Consider the following 18,874-nt stretch of genomic DNA (forward strand, 5'->3'; position numbering starts at 1 on the left):
GAACACACTTTATACCTTATGCCGCCCCCTTTAAAGGAACATATTTCTTCCGCGGCAGATCACGCTGTATTTTTTATCCGTTCTTTCAGATTAAGCCGCAAATTCAGCGGGAAAATGATCGAGCAGCACCGCCCGCAGACGAACCACACTTAAAGCATGAATCTGCGAAATTCTGGCCTCAGTCAGGTCAAAGAGCCTCGCAATTTCACTCAGCCGAAGCTCTTCGAAATAGTAGAGATAAAGAATCTTCTGTTCCCGCTGATCCAGTTTACTGAATCCGACACGCAACAAACGTTGTACATCATGTTGCTGCGCTCTCTCTTCGGACACACCGTTCGGATCTGCAATGGTTTCATGCAACGGCACCATATTCACGCCGACCGCATCAAGAGAACACAGCGGTTTGGCTTCTTCCATTAATTGATTGAAATCCTCCAGTTCCATGTTCAGTTCAGCGGCAATCTCTGCTTCGGAAGGCATTTCACCATATTCTTTCATCCATTCGGCAATCACCAACTCCACGCGATCCATCTGTTTGCGTTTACTTCGCGAAAGAGGATCGCTGGAACGCAGTTCATCCAGAACCGCTCCACGAATGCGGGGATATGCATAGCCCTCGAAAGGAACTCCACGATCCGAATCAAAATCCAGAACCGCTTTATAGAGCCCGACCAGTGCCGCCTGCAGAAGATCGTCGACGGCAACATGCGATGGAAGCCGAATCGAAATACGCTCAAGCACCCGATGCGCCAGCGGCATATAGGCTTCGATCAATGCATCGATGGCATCGCGCCCATTTCTGCGGAACGCAGACCAGAGCGCCTCATAGGAACCCGCTGCCAGAACTGCTGATTGAGCTGGAGCATGCCCGATCATCCTTCCGTCACCTCATCAGAATCCTGTGCAGCCTCCCGAGCGCGATGCTCCCTCAGTTTTTCCGCCAGAAACCGAAAAAGTATGATGTTGAAAAAACGGAAAAAAGCGATCACCACAACGGTGCTGACCGACACGACAACGGCTGACCGAAATACCCCCGTCCAAATCGGAACGCCCCGCAGCAAACCGGCCACCAGCGTAAATATGCCGAGCAGCGAACCGATGGCCATAGCCAGATTGACCAATGCCGCACTCATTGCTGTTCCTCCGGCATACTATCATTCCGACCCACAGCGGCCATACGCCCAAACGTATTCCGACTAACCGGTTTCCCGAAATTTCGTGCTTTATTGCTAGAGACCACCGAATGAGCCAGCTGCCGCAAACCAATCGCCGGTGCCGACTGCGGCGCAAACTGCACCACACTGCGGCGCGCCCGGATCGCATCACCCACGACAGCATCATACAGAATAATTCCGGCGGTTTCGATGCTCCGCCCCAGAAAGCGTTTCATGGTTTCGTTCAAACGCATTGCCAAACGCTGTCCCTCCTCCTCGGTTTTCACACTGTTAATGACCAGCCGGATTTCAGGCGGAACGTTCTGCCCGGAAAGTATTTTTATCAGCGAATACGCATCCATAACTGACGTAGGTTCATTGGCCACGACAACATGGACCTGAGGCATCGCCTGTAAAAACTCAATAGCTCCCGCTCCGATGCCTGCTTCTGTATCAATGATTAAAAAATCATATCCGGCCGAAAATTTAATCAGATCATCCACCAGTATTTCACGGCGCGCCTCACTCAGACTCACCATCTCACGGGCTCCGGATGAAGCCGCCAGCAGATCCGGACCATCCGGAACCGAAATCACCGCTTTTTCAAGCGGGCACTCACCGTAGACGACATCCTGCAAAGTAAATACGGGGTCGACTCCAATCTGGAGGTCTACATTGGCCAGCCCCAGATCGGCATCAAAAAGCAGCACCCGATACCCCATTTCAACCAAGGCCATTGAAAGTCCGACAGAAACGACCGTTTTACCGACGCCCCCTTTTCCACTGCCGATGGCCAGACAGCGCAGTTGGCGGGATACCGTTGCTTCAGTATTCTGATCTTCTGATTCCATTCTATCTTCCATTTCGATACTGCTGCACTAGGCCGCTTTAGCGGGCGCGGGAATCATGTTGATGATGTCGACATTTACCCATTCAGGAATCTCGCCAAGCGATAGTACCGGCAGATTTTTTATTTCGCATTGAGCCAGCTGTCTGGCCAGTCGCCGTACAGCCGGACTCGCAATCAGCACCGGTTCGGCACCGGCTTCCCGGGCAGCCCCGACCGCCGTGCTGATATGGTCAAGCACACTGCGGGCAAGTTCAGGATCCATTCGCAAAGTGGTTGTCGCCCCGATGGCGGTTCCCGATTCCTTCAATAACTGCTCCAGATCAGGATGCAGACCTATCGCTTTGAGCATACCGTCCGGCGTGAGGTAGGGCTGAACAATGGTGCCGCCCAATGCATGACGACAGAGTTCGGTCAACAGACCGATATCTTTGGTCTGTGCGGCATTATCGGCCAGTGTTTCTAGGATGATGGGCAGATCGCGTATGGATACCTGCTCTTTGAGCAGCTCCTGCAGCACACGATGTACAGAACCGATTTCCAGTTTATTGGGGATCAGTTCTTCAACAACCGCTTTGTGCTGTTCTCTGGTCTGATCAATCAAATCGCTGACATCCTGGCGCCCCAGCAAATCGGCCGCGTGAGACTGAACGAGAGTGGACAGGTGCGTCGTGATCACACTGGCGGAATCAACTAAAGTCAGACCGCGGGACTCAGCCGCACTGCGGTGGCTTTCCGGAATCCAATAGGCCGGAAAACCGAAGGAAGGATCCGTTGCCTTCTGAAATCCATCCAGTGCTGCTTCACCGCCAGGATCAATCGCAAGCAGACAGCCCGGGACCATGGTATAACGGGCAACTTCCAATCCGCGCACCAATACACGATATTCATTGCTGGCAAGCCCCATGTCGTCCTGCACATTAACCGGTGGAATAATAATGCCCATAGACTCCGCCACCTGCTGACGGATATTGCCAATGCGATCAATCAGGTTGCCCCCCTGCTGACGGTCCACCAGATGAACCAGTCCGAAACCGATCTTCAGTTCCATGGCGGCAATATTCAGAATGTCTTTATACGCTTTGGCAGTGGGTTCGATGTTTTTCTTCACAGCATCCGGCAACCGCGTTGTGCCGGAACCGGATTTTCCCGCAGCCTTCTCTCCTTCTGCCAGCGCCGGTTTTGCTCGGTCGCGTTTCTGACTGGCATTGAGGGCATACCCCATACCCCCGGAAATACTGCCGACCAGCATAAACGGCAGAAAAGGCAGTCCGGGAACAAGACCGGCAGCAACCAGCATACCGCCTGTAAGCATCATGGATCGCGGCTGCCGGAAAAGCTGTCCTTTAACCTCCATGCCGAGATCGCCATCGCTGGCGGCCCGGGTCACCAGCACGCCGGCTGCGGTAGAAATGACCAGTGCCGGAATCTGCGACACCAGACCATCACCGATGGTGAGAATAGTATAACGGGAAAGTGCTTCGCCGGCGCCCATGCCCTTTTGCGTCATCCCGATAGCAAAACCGGCAATAATATTAAGAACAATGATGATCAGGCCGGCCACCGCATCACCGCTGACAAATTTACTGGCCCCGTCCATAGCCCCGTAGAAATCAGTTTCCCGAACCAGTTTTTCCCGGCGGGCAATAGCCTCTTTCTCGTCGATAATCCCCTGATTGAGGTCGGCATCGACACTCATCTGCTTTCCCGGAAGTGCATCCAGCGTAAAACGCGCAGCCACTTCGGCAATACGACCGGAACCCTTGGTGATCACCTTAAAATTGATGACCACGATGATGGCAAAAATCACCAGCCCGACGAGATAATTTCCGCCCGCCACAAAATCACCGAACGATTCAATGACATCACCGGCAAAAGCATTGAGCAGAATCTGACGGGTGGAGGAAACATTTACCGAAAGCCGCATCAGCGTTACCAGGAGCAATACCGTTGGAAAAGAGGAGAATTCCAGCGGATCCTTGATACTGATAATATAGACCATCATCAGAATACTGACGGCAATATTGATCACCAGCAGCATATCGATCAATGCTGTGGGAATCGGAACAAACATGACCGCCAGCACCAGCAAAAGGACCAGCGAGGTTACGATATCTGATTTACGAATATTGAACATACCACGTGTAAAGCAGTCCCGATGCCAGAGGCGCAATGCACAGCCGTTCCGATTATCGACGCGCCAGCTGTTTCCGGATACGGGCGTCACCCATTCGGTAGAGATAGGCCAGCAGTTCAGCGATGGCCTGATAGTAGGCTGCCGGCACCGGCTTTCCGACTTCCACCTTATTGTACATCGCCCGCGCAAGCGGTTTCCGTTCTATCACGGCAATACCGTTTTCCTCAGCAAGCCGCCGGATACGTTTTGCTGACAGACGTTTCCCTTTGGCCACTACAACCGGGCCGCCGCCCGCGGAAGCGTCATACCTGATGGCAATGGCCAGAAAAGTGGGATTGGTTATGACCACCGTGGCATCCGGCACAGATGCCATCATACGGGCCGTAGACCATTCACGCATTTTGCGGCGCTGGTGCTGTTTCATCAACGGACTGGATTCCTGATTCTTGTGTTCTTCCCGCACTTCCTGCCTGGTCATCATGATGCTTTTTTCGAATTTGCGCTTTTCCTTGATCCAGTCGAGCACAGCCACAAAAGCAAACAGAACCAATACGCGCCGGACAATGCGCGAAAACAGAATCATGAACCACTGAAGGGCTTCCGGTATACTCAGCCGATGCAGGAAAGCCAGCTCTCCGAGGTGCCGGCGCACGGCCCCCCATACCACCAGCGAAATCACCAGCACTTTCAGCATCGACAACACCAGCTTAATGAGACTGTCTTTGGAAAACAGTTCCTTCGCTCCGGCAGACGGACTTAATGCTTTGAAATTAAGCTTAAGCGCCTCCATCTGAAAAAAAGGTTTTGTCTGGGCCACACTGGCCACAATGGATCCCAGCATTGCCGCAGTACCGACGGGCAGAATACCCAGTGCACATAGTAAAGTCCCTTGAATAAAAAGCCCCTGAACAAGGTCAATACTCCACTTCCCGGTAACATCCACCTGCGTCCAGTTGAGGATAAAACCGGAAAGACAGTGCCGAAGCATCGGCAGCGTAATAAGGAAAACCGCAAGGGCACAGGCAATCACAACAACCGTGACGACTTCATTGGAAAGCACCACCTTGCCTTCTTTACGCACATCCTTACGTTTTTTCTCGGTAGCGCGTTCTGTTTTTCCATCCGCACCTTCTTCAGGATAAAGAAAAGCCATCGTTACACCCCGCCCAGCAGAACATACTTCATATGCAGAAGCATAGTTTCAAACAGGTGATACATCGGGTCACGACCATAGAGCAGAAATAGGGTCAACAGACCGATACCCACCCCGAGACGAATCGGAAGCGATAAAAAAAGCACATTGAATTCCGGAGCCATCCGGGCCATAAGCCCCATAGCCGCAGCAACGAGGAGTCCCCCGACCATGGCCGGCAGGGCAAAACGGACGCCCCATGCAAAAACATCTCTCCCGAGCAGCGTATACATCTCCAGCAGCTCCTGCCGGAACCAGGAAAATCCGGGAGGCAGAACCTGAAAACTCTCCATCATGAGCTTGATCAGGAACAGATGCCCATCCCAAAGAAGAACCAGCAACGACAGCAGCATACTGAACAGCGTGCTGATAATGATATCATCCTCTCCGCCGACAGGATCCATCATCCGGGCCATCATCAGCGAACTTTCACGTCCAATGATCATGCCGGTCATATTCAGAACCGCAAAAAAAAGATCACAAACCAGTCCCATCGCCGCACCGAGAAGAAGTTCACCCAGCACCGCAACAACCAGCGCTCCGGTGGTGGTAATCTCCCGACAATGAGCAGTCCATTCCGGCGGAAGATGTGATGCGGCAAACCAGGTCAGAGCCATCGCAATGGCAATACGAATCCGGACCGGAATCAACCGCCGCCCGAAAACAGCGGTCATTCCTGCAAGAGCTGCAAAGCGGAAGAATACCAGCAACAGCGTAATCGGATAGAGCGGAAGATATAAATCCATGATTCCGCCTAAACTGATCCGAACAGATCAATAATATAATTAAAATACCCCATCAGCACCGTAATCTCCCAGGGCAGTGCCAACAGCCCCACAACCCCTACAACCGCTACTTTAGGGATAAAAGAGAGCGACTGATCTTTGAGCTGCGTTACCGTCTGCAGAATATTCATCAGCACACCGATGATCACCGTAGTCAACAGATACGGCGCAGAAAGTTTCGCCGCTGTAACCAGCGTAAAATGACAGATTTCAAGCGCAGATTCAGCGGTCATTGCCCTATCCCATGAAACTCGCCAGAAGGCCGCGGATCAAAACGGTCCACCCGTCGGCCAATACAAAAAACAGAATCTTAATCGGAAGCGATACCATCATCGGAGGAAGCATCATCATACCCAGCGACATCAGTACCGTTGCTGTAACCAGATCAATCAGCAGAAAAGGAAGATAAATCAGAAACCCGAGTTTGAAAGCCGTCTTCAGCTCGCTCAGAATGAATGCCGGAACCAGCAGGTTCATTTCGGCCTCTTCCATATCCTGAACCTGCGTTCCTCCCAGCTCAACGAACAAGGCGAATTCTGTTTCACCGGTCTGCGCGGCCATAAATTCACGCAGCGGTTTCAGACCGGCTACCCAGGCTTTTTCAGCAGAGAGTTCCTTGGCCTGATACGGCTTAATGGCTTCTTTATCAATCTGTTTCCATACCGGAAGCATAATGAAAATGGTCAGAAAAAGCGACAGACCGGCCAGGACCTGTGTCGGCGGAGCAGACTGGGTGCCCAGCGCCCGTCGCAGAAAACCGAACACCACCAGAATACGGGTAAATGAAGTGGTCAGAATCACGAATGACGGAGCCAGACTGAGCACCGTCAGCAACAGCACAATCTGAATAGCCTGACCGAAACCTTCGGCATCTTGTCCCGGCGTGCCGATCTGAATATTCAACCCCGGAGCAGTCAGCGAACCGGACTGCTGTCCCCAGGCGGAAAAACATGCCCCGAAACAAAGAAAGAGCAGAAACAATGCGCGTTTATGCTTCATCCTTCGCGACCTCTTTCTCGAGCTTACTGATCGGAGAGATGGTATCACTGCCTACACCGACAAGCATCTCCTCACCATCGATCTCCAGCAGCAGAATACTTCGCCGGGTATCGATCGGCAGACGTTCAATAACCCGCAGGCGCCTCTGGGCGGCCCCGGGTACGGTCCCACGTCGCTTGAGCCAGTAATAGACCCCGTACATCGTTGCCAGAACGATAAACAGCGAAACCAGCATACGGATGATTTCCAGACTTCCGTCCCCCATTCCCATTCCATTTGTTTCCATGTCCCTGTTTAAGCAGGCCCGATGCCACGGAATTCAAACGGAAAAACAGGAAATTATACCGAACGGTTAAGCACACGGCCCGGCCTGACTCCGCCGCGGCCGTAACCTTTTATCTTCCGGTTTTGTTCCTGACGCTGCCGTTGATCATGAATTGTTTTTGCCAGAAGCTCTTTCCAGCGTGCACTCTGTTCCCGGGCATGTTGAAACAAACACTCATTGTCCGGCAGCTGTCGCGCCTGCTTCAGCAAAACGAGCCGATCGGATAACAACTGATTAAAGGTATCGAAACGGCCCTGACAAAACGAACGTTCCAACCGTCCCTCAATCACATCAAGCTGTTCCAGCAGATCCTGTACATTCATGACAAAACTAACCGGCCAGGCTGATTCTTCCGCCACCATGACTGCCTGAAGGAGGTTCCGGAGACAGAACCGGGGCCTGCTCTGCCACCTGAACCCAGGCTTCACGCAGATCCACCATCATATCCTTCACATCCCGTACCGGCTGAAGTTCCTTCTTCACATTGGCCCGGCTCAGGTGATTAATCATAAAATCGTACAACCGGCTTAGATTTTCAGCAATTTCGCCGCCCTGCTCCATATTCAGAGAAACAGACAGTTCGGTAATGGCATTCTGCGCATGCCTCAAATGTTTTCCAATGGGCTCAATGCGCTCAGGTCCCTCTAATTTAAAAGCTTCTTCCGCCTTTTCCAGACTGCGGATACACTCATCGTATACCATCAGTACCAGTTCCATCGCGGTCGCGGTATTCACGGCGATTTTCTGATATTGGTTCAATTCTGCCATATCACTACATCCTTCTTTCTGATCAACCTTCATGAAGCAGTATGGATGCCACAGAAAAACGGATGTAAAAGGTTTAAATCCGCGACTGACCAATGTCGGTCAGTTTCGCCAGTCTACCCCAGTTCATAGGCCTCTATTTTTTTATAAAGTGTCGTCCGGTGAATCTGCAGGACTTCCGCAGCCGCCTTGCGATTGCCCTTCATTTTTTCAAGGACCCGTTGAATATGCCGTTTTTCAATTTCCGCCAATGGCAGGAGATCCGCCGGACAGGCATTCTCTGCGGGATTGACCGATGCCTTCCCCGGATCCAGATTCAATGCTGCGGCCTTAATATGGTCGCCGTCGCTCAGGATCAGCCCTCGTTCAATGACATTGCGTAATTCACGCACATTACCCGGCCAGCTGTATGTCCGCAGCATCTCCAGGGCATCCTGATCGAATCCCTGTACCGTGCGTCCCATCTGTTTGGCAAACAACTGCAGAAAATAGTTGGCCATAGGCTCGATGCTTTTCGGATGGTTCCGCAACGGCGGAACCTCAATCGGCACCACAGAAAGCCGGTAATATAAATCCTCTCTGAACGTTCCTTTATCAACGAGCTCTTTAAGATTACGATTGGTAGCCGCAATAATCCGAACATCCACCTGCGTCGGACGTAATGCCCCGAGACGCCTGAATTCCCGGTCTTCCAGCACCTTGAGCACCTTGGCCTGCAGGGCCAGATCCATATCGCCGATCTCATCCAGGAAAATCGTGCCGCCTTCGGCCACTTCAAAAAGACCAAGCTTTTTATTCTTGGCATCGGTAAAGGCTCCCGATTCGTAGCCGAAGAGCTCGCTTTCAAGCAGATGCTCGGGAATCGCCGAACAGTTGATTTCAACAAAGGGCTCCTTCGCCCGCGAACTGGAACGGTGAATGGCTTTTGACAACATCCCTTTACCCGCACCGCTTTCGCCCAGAATCAACACCGTGGCTGAACTTTTAGCGACGCGATCTGCCATATCGAAAATGGCCGTCATCGCCGAGGTGCCGATCATCTGATCAAACTGCACAAACCCCTCAAATTCACGCAGCGAATAATCTTTGAGCGTTTCCACCTTGCGCGACAGTTTGCTCCGGTCCTTCAGATTCCGTAAAATCTTGAACAGCTGCTCATCCTCAAACGGTTTCGACAGATAATCAAATGCGCCCTGTTTAAGGGCGGAAACCGCAGTATCGACATCAGCAAATGCAGTCATAACCACAATCGCCATATCCGGAGCAGCCTCCCGCTGCTGCTCCAGCAGATCCAGACCGCTTCCATCCGGCAGTCGAATATCCGTAATCATGATGTCGAACGTCCCGGAAGCCAGTAACCGATTGGCATCATACAGAGAATCTGCAGCCATTACTTCGCATTCAGCAGCCGTCAGACGATCATACATAACCCGCCTCAGCAGATCATCATCCTCCACCACCAGCACTTTCAGATCGGTAAATCTTTCCGCTTTTCCCATTATCTCCATCTCCTACAAGCAAGGCAGAATAAATTCCACAACGTTTTCATCATTTTCAACGCCGATGGATACCGTTCCACTCTGATTTTCAACCAGGCGTCTGGCGATGGCCAATCCCACACCCAAATGCCGTGAACGTGTTGAATAAAAAGGCTCGAAGGCCATATTCCGGACTTCCGGCGAAAACGTCTTTCCCCGATCGATAACGCGAACCGAGAAACCGCCCTCAACATCACGAATAGAGATTTTAACCGGCTTTCTTGAAATTTCCCAGGCATTGCCCACGGCCTCATGCAACACCGTATTCAACGTCGTCCCGCAAACCGTCCGCTCAGCATCTTCGCAGTCAACATCCAGAACGATTTCCGCCATGGGAAAACTTTTATTCAGCTTTCCCATCGTCAGCTTCACCGCCTGCTGCAGAGGTGCGGGCGTTACCTTCGGCAGTACACCAAAAAGTTCTTCAATACGTCCAACTATACCGGATATCTTATCGCACTCTTTGTCCATCAGCGGGAAATATTCCCGCTCCTGCGCCGTTAGCCGGTCATCCAGTTCTGATGCCAATAAGCTGTTTGCCGATTTTAAACCGGATACTACATTTAATAACCGATGCCGCAAAAGCTGCGCCATACGCCCTGTTCCGTCAGAATCTAATATCACGTCATACCCCATGACTAAAAAAAATGCATAACACCCATCAGACACTATCCAGCTCAGGAGTAAACACAAGCGGTCTTTTCAATTTATCTGATACCGCTTCACTGATTCCTGCCGTAATCAGGGCATTTGCAATGAGGCATCCCGCTTATATTGAGCCAGTTTATTCTGCAAAGTCCGGACACTGATCCCCAGTCGTTCCGCCATAACATTCCGACTGCCATGGGTTTCCTTCAATACCCGGATAATGGTTTGACGTTCGAGTTCCTGTAGATTGGTTACCGCCCCCTCCCCGGAAGCGGTTTTCGGGGCCGCATGAAAATCCGGATCGTCCGACGCCACCTTTTTTTTAAGCGATTCAATCTGGATACGCAGCTTCAGCAACTCCCGGATCCGGAAAAGAATAACCGAAACCTGTTCGGGCGAAAACGGTTTCACCAGATAGTCATAGGCTCCATTCCCAACCAGCTGAATGGCCTTATCCACTTTGCGGAACGAAGTCATTACCACATAAATCGTGTCCGGATCCCGGTTAACCGCACGCGCTTCAGCCTGAAAAATATCCAGATCGGCAAACACCAGATCAAATTTACGGCCGGCGTGCAGACGGGAAAACTCTTTCCCTGATGATGCTTCTATTACAAACACATTCTCTTTTCTGAGACTGTCAACCGCGTAGCCCCGCATCAGAAAATCGTCATCCACCACAAGTGCTGTTTCCATGATACCCATCTCACACATTCTGTATTAATAAATGCCGTAGGCTTCTATCCGTTTTGATGATGATTGAGGCATTCTCTTCCCGCCCGAACCGGAATCCACGGTCGGACAGGTCATCTGCCTCAACGCTTTACGAACCGAATCCATAACTGTTTCCGCCCGAAATCGTTCCTCCGGATGTTCAAGCTGACGGCAGGCATCGGGAGGAAGCCGCCGAATTTCCTTCAGCAGTATGATGGAAAGCCTGTCCATCTCCCGAACTTCGGTCAGCGTTGACATGCGCCCCTCCTGCCGGGCTGCTTCAAAATGATGATTCAGCTGTTCACAGACAGCCTGAATCTCATTGATACAGCTACTGATTTCATATGCCGTCATTCCCATACCTTTTCCTCATGCTTTTTCACCGTTTTGACTAAATGTTCCAGCCGCTCAACCACCTGCGAAAGTTCCGTAAGGGAAGCCCCGGCAACAGTATCTTTTTCCCGCAGAGTATGGCCGAGCCCCTCAAGCGCCTCATTTCTGAACCGGTCTTCATAAACACGTAAAACATAGCTTTGAATCGGAACCCATTCAGCACAATCGGATTGATAGGCAAGATCAATCAGACGGAGCATAGCCGGTTCATCTTCGGCCTTATGCAAATAGTCGAAAGCCTCATCAAAATAGGCCGCAACAGCCATACGCCGCTCGCCATCGGGCAGATTATCGAATAAGGCCAGATTCTCTTCTATAACAGAAGGATCATGGAATCGTTCGTCGCCACGAAGCTTTAAACGTCCCAAAGCATAACGGACTTTATCCGAAGGAGACAGCATCTGGGCATGAGCCAGATCAAAACGCCGGGCGGCCTCCCGGTTCTGGCCGAAATGCATAGCCAGTTCCGCCCATTGTACTGCCGCCTCCGATTTAACTAAAGGCGATGCAGTCCGGTTGCATAATTCCCGGAAAAGATGATCTGCTGCTTCCCAGTCTTCCAGCTGCTTCAAACAGCGGGCCTTACCGAGCATTGCCTGTTCGCTGATATTCTCACTGGATGGAGTATCCGAAGAATTTCCCTGGAAAAAATTGAGCAGTCCAATCCGGTTATAATAGGAAACCGCCAGATCATGAAGTTTCATCTCTTCAATATACCGCGCCATCCGTAATTCGACCGACCCCACACGCGGATCCTCAGGCATATGCTGAATCGCAGCTGAACCGACAAACAACTGTTCGAGTACCGGCCGGTCCAGCCAGTATTTCGCTTCAAACAAGGAAAACAATGCATCTCCATAAGCCTCGGAAACCTGAGGAAGCCGACCGGAAAAAAGGTACACCCAGTTTTCAACCGCCTCATAATCTCCTTCGTCCATATTCAGATCCGTCAGTTCCGAAAGCGCCAGCGCCAGCGCATCATCAGCATCTGATTGCTGAAGCTGATGCATATAATCCAAAGCACGGTCATGATCCCCCGTGCGTTCTTCCAGAACGGCCGCACGTGCGATGAGTTTACCGGAATCCCCACCAGTGAATTCCCGGAAACTGAAACAGCCCCGCAGCAGCCTTAACGCATCCTCATCAAGATCATTTTCTTCCAGCAGCTCCACAATGCCGAGAATTTCATCCTCGGAGTGGGCATTGAAATCAAACTGGCGGATCAGCAGTTCAGCGAACTCAGGCAGAAAGGCCACATTCCCCCTACCCCGGAAAATACGCTCCAGCACTGTAAATGCTTCGATCAAATGCTCCGTCGGTTCCCTTTCAAGAAACCGTTTCAGGCAGTTCTCCGCCTCTTCATATTTTTCAACCGAAACCATTGCACCGGCCAGACGCAACAGCCCCTCCTCCTGCTCCTGCTCTCCGCCGTTTTCAATTTTCTGTTCCAGTTTTTTCTGAACGTCGGAAAAAACGCGCATTCTGTAGTCCGTCAGCCCCTTTTCCCCTTCGATCAATTTAAAGGCCTCAAGCCAGCTGTCATCGGCCAGCACTCTTTCTCGGGCACGTAACCGGACATCCTCCAGAAGTTCAGCCCACGCGGCATCCTGGAGAGGCATCGCTTCCGCAGCGGCCAGTGTCTTAGTCAGTTCACGCCAGCCTTTGTCGGAATTCACCAGATAATCAAATTTGCGATCCCACAACCGGATAATGAATTCCGACTTTTCAGCCGTGTCCGTCATCGTTTCCAGATAATGTAAAAAAAGCTTTTTGTCGCCGGTCGCCTCCAGAACATCAAGCAGCTTAAAACCGATTTCCGTCTGCAGTTCTGACCCCGGCGCAGAGGCTTCGAATGCCGCTTCGAGATATAAAACAGCGGCTCCCGGACGGGTTTCACCGCCACCGAGATAATCCTCGAACAAAAGCCCCCCCATTTGATAGCCGGCCAAAGCCTGCTCCTCCGGTGTCCCCGCACGATCAAGCGCCTGCCTGACCAGTTCCCGCGCCACACCAAAACGTCGAAGCTCTCTATAACGAACCGCTCCGGCCAGTATTTCATCAAACGTTGAATCAGACACCTCTTCCAGTTCGGGGACATCAACGTTTTCCGGTATTCGGGAGCTGACAAAAAAGACCACGCCTTCAATCAATCCGGCGCTCAACACCAACCCTAAAATGACCCGGATCTTACGCATCAGATTCCGTTTCCGCTCCGACTGCACACATCCAAAAGAACCGCCCGTTCCAGCGGGGAAGTCGGACGCCGTGATAAAGCAGCCAATTCATCAATATCAGCTGCAAATTCAATATCCGCTTCCAGTCGTTCAAAACATTTACGCAGAATCGGCTTCGCTCCCACGACCGCCACTCCGCGTCGCGGCCTGCACAGACCATCGATCATCGAATCGGGCAGACCATCGTCAGCCCAGGCCGAAAAATCAATGGCCAGCCACTCATTTTCATCCCAGGCCGGCGGAACCTCCGGATTGCCCGGTTCAGCTTTAAAATACGCATAACGCCCCACTCTTGCCGTCTCTTCAACTAACGCACACCCCGCCGCTTCACGCGTCAGGGTTTCCGCAATCAGTGCCACATCCGGCGGCTTTGAAAACACGGCGCAGATACCGAGGCCATCCATATTCTCCGCCTCAAGATCCGCCGCTTCTCCACTGAGCATCGCAACAGGAAAACTGAACGCTTCCTTACGGAGCCGACGAACCACATCAAGCCCGTTACCATCCGGCAGGCGGTAATCAAACAACGCCGCATCAAATGCGGTATTCCGGATCAACGCAAGCGCGTCAGCACAACAGCCGGCTTCGTTTACCTGCGCCCCGGCCTTTTCCAGCTTTGAACGGATCATCAGCCGTACCAGGGGCTCATCATCCAGAATCAACACGTTGAGATGCTTCAGTTCCACGGCGTTTTCCCTGTCGTTAAAATTCATAAGATCCGTTGCGGGGGAATCGCGGTACAATCAGAACTTCCCCCGGCGACAGCACATCGGGATTTTCCACCCGCCGCCAGTTCGCCTGCCGCAGCCATGCAGCGCGAGAAGGATCCCCATATACCAGAGGGTTGGCCGCAATACTTTGAAGAGTCTCCCCTTCCTTCACTTCATAATATTCAAATTCACCAAGAAGAAGCCGCTCGATCGTTTCCCGCAACCCTTCCGATTCAGCCTTCCACTTTTCAGTTTCAGCCTTCAGGGACCGGATCTTTTCCTCCTGCTGCACAAGCACCGCCTTCATTCCTTCATTCTCCTCCTTCAATGCATCGCACTGCCGTTGAATGAATCTGCTTTTTTTCTGAAGGTTCTTAAGTTCCCGACTCAATGACTCGGCCTGATTCGCTTTCTCAAGCAGATCTGACAACATACCGTATCCTGCCTCCGGAGTGGGCACAGCGCCCTCATCATCCGCAGGAAGAAGAGCCAGCATATTGTCGAACATCTCCTGAATTTCCTGATACTGCTCCTTATACCGCTCATATTCACTGGCTTTACGTTCCAGCGTCTGCAGCCGGGAGGGAGCACCGATTGAAACCTCCACCGGAGCAGCACAGAGATTACTTCCCGAGAGCAGCAGAACCGCATATACGATACATACCGGATTTCTACAGAGATCGGCATTCACGGATCCCTTCCGGAACCGGTTCGATTCCTCACCTCGGAATATAGCTGAAAATCCCGTATTCATCTTATCCAAACAGCTGCATCACATTGCCCGGAAGCTGATTGGCCTGAGCCAGCATGGCCGTACCCACCTGTTGCAGAACCTGATATTTCGTCATCTCAGACGTTTCCTTGGCCACGTCCACATCGCGAATCCGGCTTTCAGTGGCCATGATATTTTCTTCATAGTTTCGGAGCCCCGCCAGCGTCTGTTCCATGCGATTCATCTCCGCACCGGTATCCGCCCGTTTTTCACTCAGAAAATCGATTCCCAGCTGCAGGTCGGTCACCGCCGCTTCAGCATCCGCCCGGGTTGCAATCTGAACGGAACCCGAGCTGTCAATTAACTGCCCCCAGGTTGTTCCATTACCCAGATCGTCTGCATTGGCAGTCGTCAGATCCACAGCGGCGGAAGAAAAAACCTGACCGCCATCGGCCCCAACCTGCTGCACAATGCCGGCGCCTCCCTGAAACAGAGCAACACCATTGAATTTTCCCGCGGCATCCGCCCCGGTGGTGATGCGGGAAATTTCATCCTGCATCTGTACAAACTCCTGCTGCAGTACCGAGCGGTCGGTATCCGACTTCGTTCCATCATTCGCCATAACAGCCAGCTCACTCATACGACCGAGCATATCGTGTATTTTCTGCATCCAGGAATCAGCCGTCTGCAGATAGTTCAGCTTGTTTTCCACGTTACCCGCAGCCGCGGAAGCGTTGCGCGACTGTGTACGCAGCCGCTCACTCAACGCAAGACCCGAGGCATCATCACCCGCATTCTCAATACGGTTTCCGGACGATAACCGGGCCATCGAATCCTGAAGATCATCAATGGTGCTGCTGTAATTTTTCCAGACGTTGAATGCCGTTGTATTATTCGATATCTGCATAGTCCTATCCTTTTATTCATCCGGTCCGCTTTTATTTGCCGAACAGACCGCACAGCGCATCCAGCGGTTGATCCGACTGCCCGGCGGCTTCCTTATTAGCTGCCAGAATGGCTTCATAAATTTCTTTTCGGTAAATGTTCATTTCAGCCGGAGCAGAAAACCCCAGACTGACCTGGTCACCGCGCACACTGAGCACTTTGACCTCTATATCATCGCTCAGCATAACGCTTTCATCCGACTTTCTTGTCAGGATCAACATATGGCCTCCCCGGCTTCAAATTCCGTTTACCCGCACTGCTTCACGGTCAGATTACCGCCCGGCAGGACCGACTCCTCCCGGGCTTCCATCAGCGCATCCCACACCCGGAAACGAACATCATATTTTGTACCTTCGCTGATAATCTGACGTCCCCGGCTGTTTTTCATATTCAGAATCACCGGCCCCTGCAGATTTGCCGTGATATCGCAGGGATTATCGCGCACAGTCACGAAAGAAAAAATGAAAGCATCCTCTCCGGATGTCAGATCCAGAGCCTGCAGATCCGACGGACCCACCCGAACCTGATAGTCCGGACAAACCAGAAACGGATCAATGCACACAAAAGAAACTTCCGGCGAAATGCCGATGGATTTCATAAAGAAAAACGGCTGCACATCGGTATTACAATACAGCACAAATTCCCGATACTCCTCAAAAGCGGGAACACCATCCGGAAACGTGAAGATGTTGCCATCACTCACTGGAATACGAATGCTGCGGGTTTCAGTCTCCAACACCATCGGATCCGGTGTTTCATTGGCGTTATTCATCTGAATTCCTTTCGATTTAAATAAGACAGGTTGAGTTTAGCAGTTCAGATGCCACAGGTTCCGGATCACCATCCACCGCAGCATGCAATCCGTTCTGCTCCCACAGCGCCAGATTCACCAGAGGCCAAAGCTGCATCGCATAACCGGGATCATGCGCACCATCCAGCAGCTCCGTCAGAACCGGCTTCTGCACGATCGCCTCTATCAGGTGCGAAGCCCGAAGTGTATCCGCAGCGAAATCCCGCAGCGATCCGCCGAACCATTCGCGGAACGGTACCGGAAAACTGACTTTCCGACGGTTCAGAATTCCCGCCGGAACCTCACGGCTGAATGCACGCCGCAGCAACAGTTTACTTTCAACCAGATCATGCCGGTCGATTTCCGCAACATTCATGACATGCCCTCGCTGACGGGCGGCTTCATCGCGCCAGCGGATCCGGAATTCATCCGGCAGCCGGTAAAGATATTCCGCAATACGATGATCCGTAAAAGGCACACGCGCTTCCACCGAAGCCGACATCGTGCTCGAATCCACTCGGTTCAACAGCCCTTCCAGATTGATCCGGGCATGCAGATGCATGTGCTTGTCCAGCGTGGAACAGTCGGCAAACCGATCAAACAGACCCTGATAAAAATCAAGAACCGCCGGCAGATGTCCCGCCAGCTCCGGTTGAAGCAACACCTGCTGTGTGCCCGGCGGCATCCAGGAATTCAGCAGCAAATGATGCTCCACATGCCCGGGCAGACAGTCCCGACCATACAGCCGCAGCATCGCCTGCTCCACCGCTCCCGGCACGCTGGACGGCTCACGTTTTGCACGATCAAAATCATAGGCCGAAAAATACGGGACCACATACCCTCCGAATACTTCATCAGCCCCCTCCCCGCTCAGCGCCACGGTATAATCCTGCCGCAACGCGCGGGCTAAATGTAAAATCGGAATCTCATTCGGCGTACTGAGCGGCAGGCCCTTTTCCTTCATCAGAAAAATCCACGCGTCGACAAATCCATCGGAGTCAAGATGGATTTCCCGACACTCGATTCCAGCAAATGCGGCGGCCATTCGGACATAAGGCCACTCGTTGCACCCGTGTTCGCCATAACCGACATTATAGGCCCCGTAACCGCCCTGCTTCGCCGCGAGCGAAGTAATCACCGCCGAATCAATTCCGCCACTCAGAAAACCGCCGAGCGGAACATCACTCACAAGCTGCCCGGCCACCGCCGCCTCCACTAAATCCCGAACGGTGTCCACCGCTTCAGACAGCGACGGCGACTCTTTTTCAGACGCGGAAACAATCGGAAATTCCCAATACCGCCTGCATTCGACCGTTCGACTCGCGCGCCTGGCGGTTAACAGCGTTCCCGGCTCCAGGGTCCGGACATCCCGCAATAAGGTACGGGATCCCATCGTAGTCCGGATCGAGGTGAAATAGTGCAGCAGGGCATCATATTCAATATCAGACCCCACGCCTTCAAAAACCCGCAGCGCCGCCACAGTTGAAGCAAATGCAATTCCTTCACCGGTACGGGAATAGTAGAGCGGTTTCGCTCCCATTCGGTCGCGCACAAGAAAAAGCTGCTCCTCCCGAGGATCATAAACAGCAAATGCAAAAATACCGACCAGCTGATCCGTACACGACCGTCCCCATTGAAGATAGGCGCGCAGCAGCACCTCGGTATCGCATTGCGTTTCAAAACGGTGGCCCAGCCCGACCAGACGTGTGCGCAGCGTTTTGAAATTGTAGATTTCACCGTTATAGGTAAGACAGACTCCGGATGCCTGATCCACCATCGGCTGCCAACCGCTTTCCGGATCAATTACCGTCAGCCGACGGTGTGCAAAGCCGACTCCGTTCTGCTCGTAAAACCCTTCAGCATCCGGCCCCCGCAACGCCATCCGCTCTGCCGCGCACCGAAGACGGCGGGAAGGTACCGGCGCATGTGAATCCCAACTGAAAAACCCCGCAATTCCACACATTGAACATTTCTCCTTTGCCGGTA

General features: G+C 52.4%; 22 protein-coding genes. All 22 read right to left on the reverse strand.

The window, feature by feature from the left end; genetic code table 11:
* Positions 1-90: 90 nt before the first annotated feature.
* On the reverse strand, positions 91-876 hold the full coding sequence (locus EGM51_08265) for a FliA/WhiG family RNA polymerase sigma factor (GenBank protein QBG47384.1): 786 nt from the start codon (positions 874-876) through the stop codon (positions 91-93).
* Positions 873-1,133 (reverse strand): hypothetical protein, encoded by a 261-nt coding sequence (locus tag EGM51_08270; GenBank protein QBG47385.1) that lies wholly within the window; start codon positions 1,131-1,133, stop codon positions 873-875. The genes EGM51_08265 and EGM51_08270 overlap by 4 nt, the downstream gene beginning before the upstream one ends.
* Complete coding sequence (locus EGM51_08275) at positions 1,130-2,017, reverse strand: MinD/ParA family protein (protein QBG47386.1); 888 nt, start codon at positions 2,015-2,017, stop codon at positions 1,130-1,132. The genes EGM51_08270 and EGM51_08275 overlap by 4 nt, the downstream gene beginning before the upstream one ends.
* Before the next feature lie 15 nt (positions 2,018-2,032).
* Positions 2,033-4,228, reverse strand: a complete 2,196-nt coding sequence (gene flhA / locus EGM51_08280) for a flagellar biosynthesis protein FlhA (GenBank protein ID QBG47387.1) — start codon at positions 4,226-4,228, stop codon at positions 2,033-2,035.
* The gene (locus EGM51_08285) at positions 4,191-5,291 is read right to left on the reverse strand and encodes an EscU/YscU/HrcU family type III secretion system export apparatus switch protein (GenBank protein ID QBG47388.1); all 1,101 of its coding nucleotides are present in this window, start codon (positions 5,289-5,291) and stop codon (positions 4,191-4,193) included. The genes flhA and EGM51_08285 overlap by 38 nt, the downstream gene beginning before the upstream one ends.
* A gap of 2 nt (positions 5,292-5,293) precedes the next feature.
* Entirely contained in the window at positions 5,294-6,076 is a 783-nt protein-coding gene (locus EGM51_08290) for a type III secretion protein (GenBank protein QBG47389.1), read from the reverse strand.
* An 8-nt stretch (positions 6,077-6,084) separates the two neighbouring features.
* Complete coding sequence (locus EGM51_08295) at positions 6,085-6,348, reverse strand: flagellar biosynthetic protein FliQ (GenBank protein QBG47390.1); 264 nt, start codon at positions 6,346-6,348, stop codon at positions 6,085-6,087.
* 4 nt (positions 6,349-6,352) lie between these two features.
* Positions 6,353-7,114, reverse strand: coding sequence for a flagellar biosynthesis protein FliP (gene fliP / locus EGM51_08300; protein ID QBG47391.1), 762 nt, complete (start codon positions 7,112-7,114; stop codon positions 6,353-6,355).
* Positions 7,104-7,400, reverse strand: coding sequence for a flagellar biosynthetic protein FliO (gene fliO / locus EGM51_08305; protein QBG47392.1), 297 nt, complete (start codon positions 7,398-7,400; stop codon positions 7,104-7,106). The genes fliP and fliO overlap by 11 nt, the downstream gene beginning before the upstream one ends.
* Positions 7,401-7,453: 53 nt before the next feature.
* Positions 7,454-7,762 carry a hypothetical protein gene (locus EGM51_08310; protein ID QBG47393.1) on the reverse strand — a complete coding sequence of 103 codons (309 nt, stop codon included), beginning with the start codon at positions 7,760-7,762 and terminating at the stop codon, positions 7,454-7,456.
* 7 nt (positions 7,763-7,769) lie between these two features.
* A complete protein-coding gene (fliS, locus tag EGM51_08315) occupies positions 7,770-8,240 on the reverse strand; it encodes a flagellar export chaperone FliS (GenBank protein ID QBG47394.1) in 471 nt (156 codons plus the stop codon).
* Between the two features lie 80 nt (positions 8,241-8,320).
* Positions 8,321-9,712, reverse strand: a complete 1,392-nt coding sequence (locus EGM51_08320) for a sigma-54-dependent Fis family transcriptional regulator (GenBank protein ID QBG47395.1) — start codon at positions 9,710-9,712, stop codon at positions 8,321-8,323.
* Positions 9,713-9,715: 3 nt separating this feature from the next.
* On the reverse strand, positions 9,716-10,411 hold the full coding sequence (locus tag EGM51_08325) for a HAMP domain-containing histidine kinase (protein QBG47396.1): 696 nt from the start codon (positions 10,409-10,411) through the stop codon (positions 9,716-9,718).
* 72 nt (positions 10,412-10,483) lie between these two features.
* Positions 10,484-11,104, reverse strand: coding sequence for a DNA-binding response regulator (locus EGM51_08330; protein ID QBG47397.1), 621 nt, complete (start codon positions 11,102-11,104; stop codon positions 10,484-10,486).
* A 6-nt stretch (positions 11,105-11,110) separates the two neighbouring features.
* A complete protein-coding gene (locus EGM51_08335; protein QBG47398.1) occupies positions 11,111-11,464 on the reverse strand; it encodes a hypothetical protein in 354 nt (117 codons plus the stop codon).
* On the reverse strand, positions 11,455-13,692 hold the full coding sequence (locus EGM51_08340; protein ID QBG47399.1) for a hypothetical protein: 2,238 nt from the start codon (positions 13,690-13,692) through the stop codon (positions 11,455-11,457). Before EGM51_08340 ends, EGM51_08335 begins: the two co-directional genes overlap by 10 nt.
* Positions 13,692-14,444, reverse strand: coding sequence for a response regulator (locus EGM51_08345; protein QBG47400.1), 753 nt, complete (start codon positions 14,442-14,444; stop codon positions 13,692-13,694). The genes EGM51_08340 and EGM51_08345 overlap by 1 nt, the downstream gene beginning before the upstream one ends.
* Complete coding sequence (locus EGM51_08350; protein ID QBG47401.1) at positions 14,434-15,195, reverse strand: LysM peptidoglycan-binding domain-containing protein; 762 nt, start codon at positions 15,193-15,195, stop codon at positions 14,434-14,436. The genes EGM51_08345 and EGM51_08350 overlap by 11 nt, the downstream gene beginning before the upstream one ends.
* A gap of 1 nt (position 15,196) precedes the next feature.
* The gene (locus tag EGM51_08355; GenBank protein ID QBG47402.1) at positions 15,197-16,060 is read right to left on the reverse strand and encodes a flagellin; all 864 of its coding nucleotides are present in this window, start codon (positions 16,058-16,060) and stop codon (positions 15,197-15,199) included.
* A 31-nt stretch (positions 16,061-16,091) separates the two neighbouring features.
* A complete protein-coding gene (gene csrA / locus EGM51_08360; GenBank protein QBG47403.1) occupies positions 16,092-16,319 on the reverse strand; it encodes a carbon storage regulator in 228 nt (75 codons plus the stop codon).
* A 26-nt stretch (positions 16,320-16,345) separates the two neighbouring features.
* Positions 16,346-16,870 (reverse strand): hypothetical protein, encoded by a 525-nt coding sequence (locus tag EGM51_08365; protein ID QBG47404.1) that lies wholly within the window; start codon positions 16,868-16,870, stop codon positions 16,346-16,348.
* A gap of 16 nt (positions 16,871-16,886) precedes the next feature.
* Positions 16,887-18,851 (reverse strand): asparagine synthase (glutamine-hydrolyzing), encoded by a 1,965-nt coding sequence (gene asnB / locus EGM51_08370; protein QBG47405.1) that lies wholly within the window; start codon positions 18,849-18,851, stop codon positions 16,887-16,889.
* Between the last annotated feature and the right edge of the window lie 23 nt (positions 18,852-18,874).

The sequence above is a fragment of the Verrucomicrobia bacterium S94 genome (assembly GCA_004299845.1).
Classification (GTDB): domain Bacteria; phylum Verrucomicrobiota; class Kiritimatiellia; order Kiritimatiellales; family Pontiellaceae; genus Pontiella.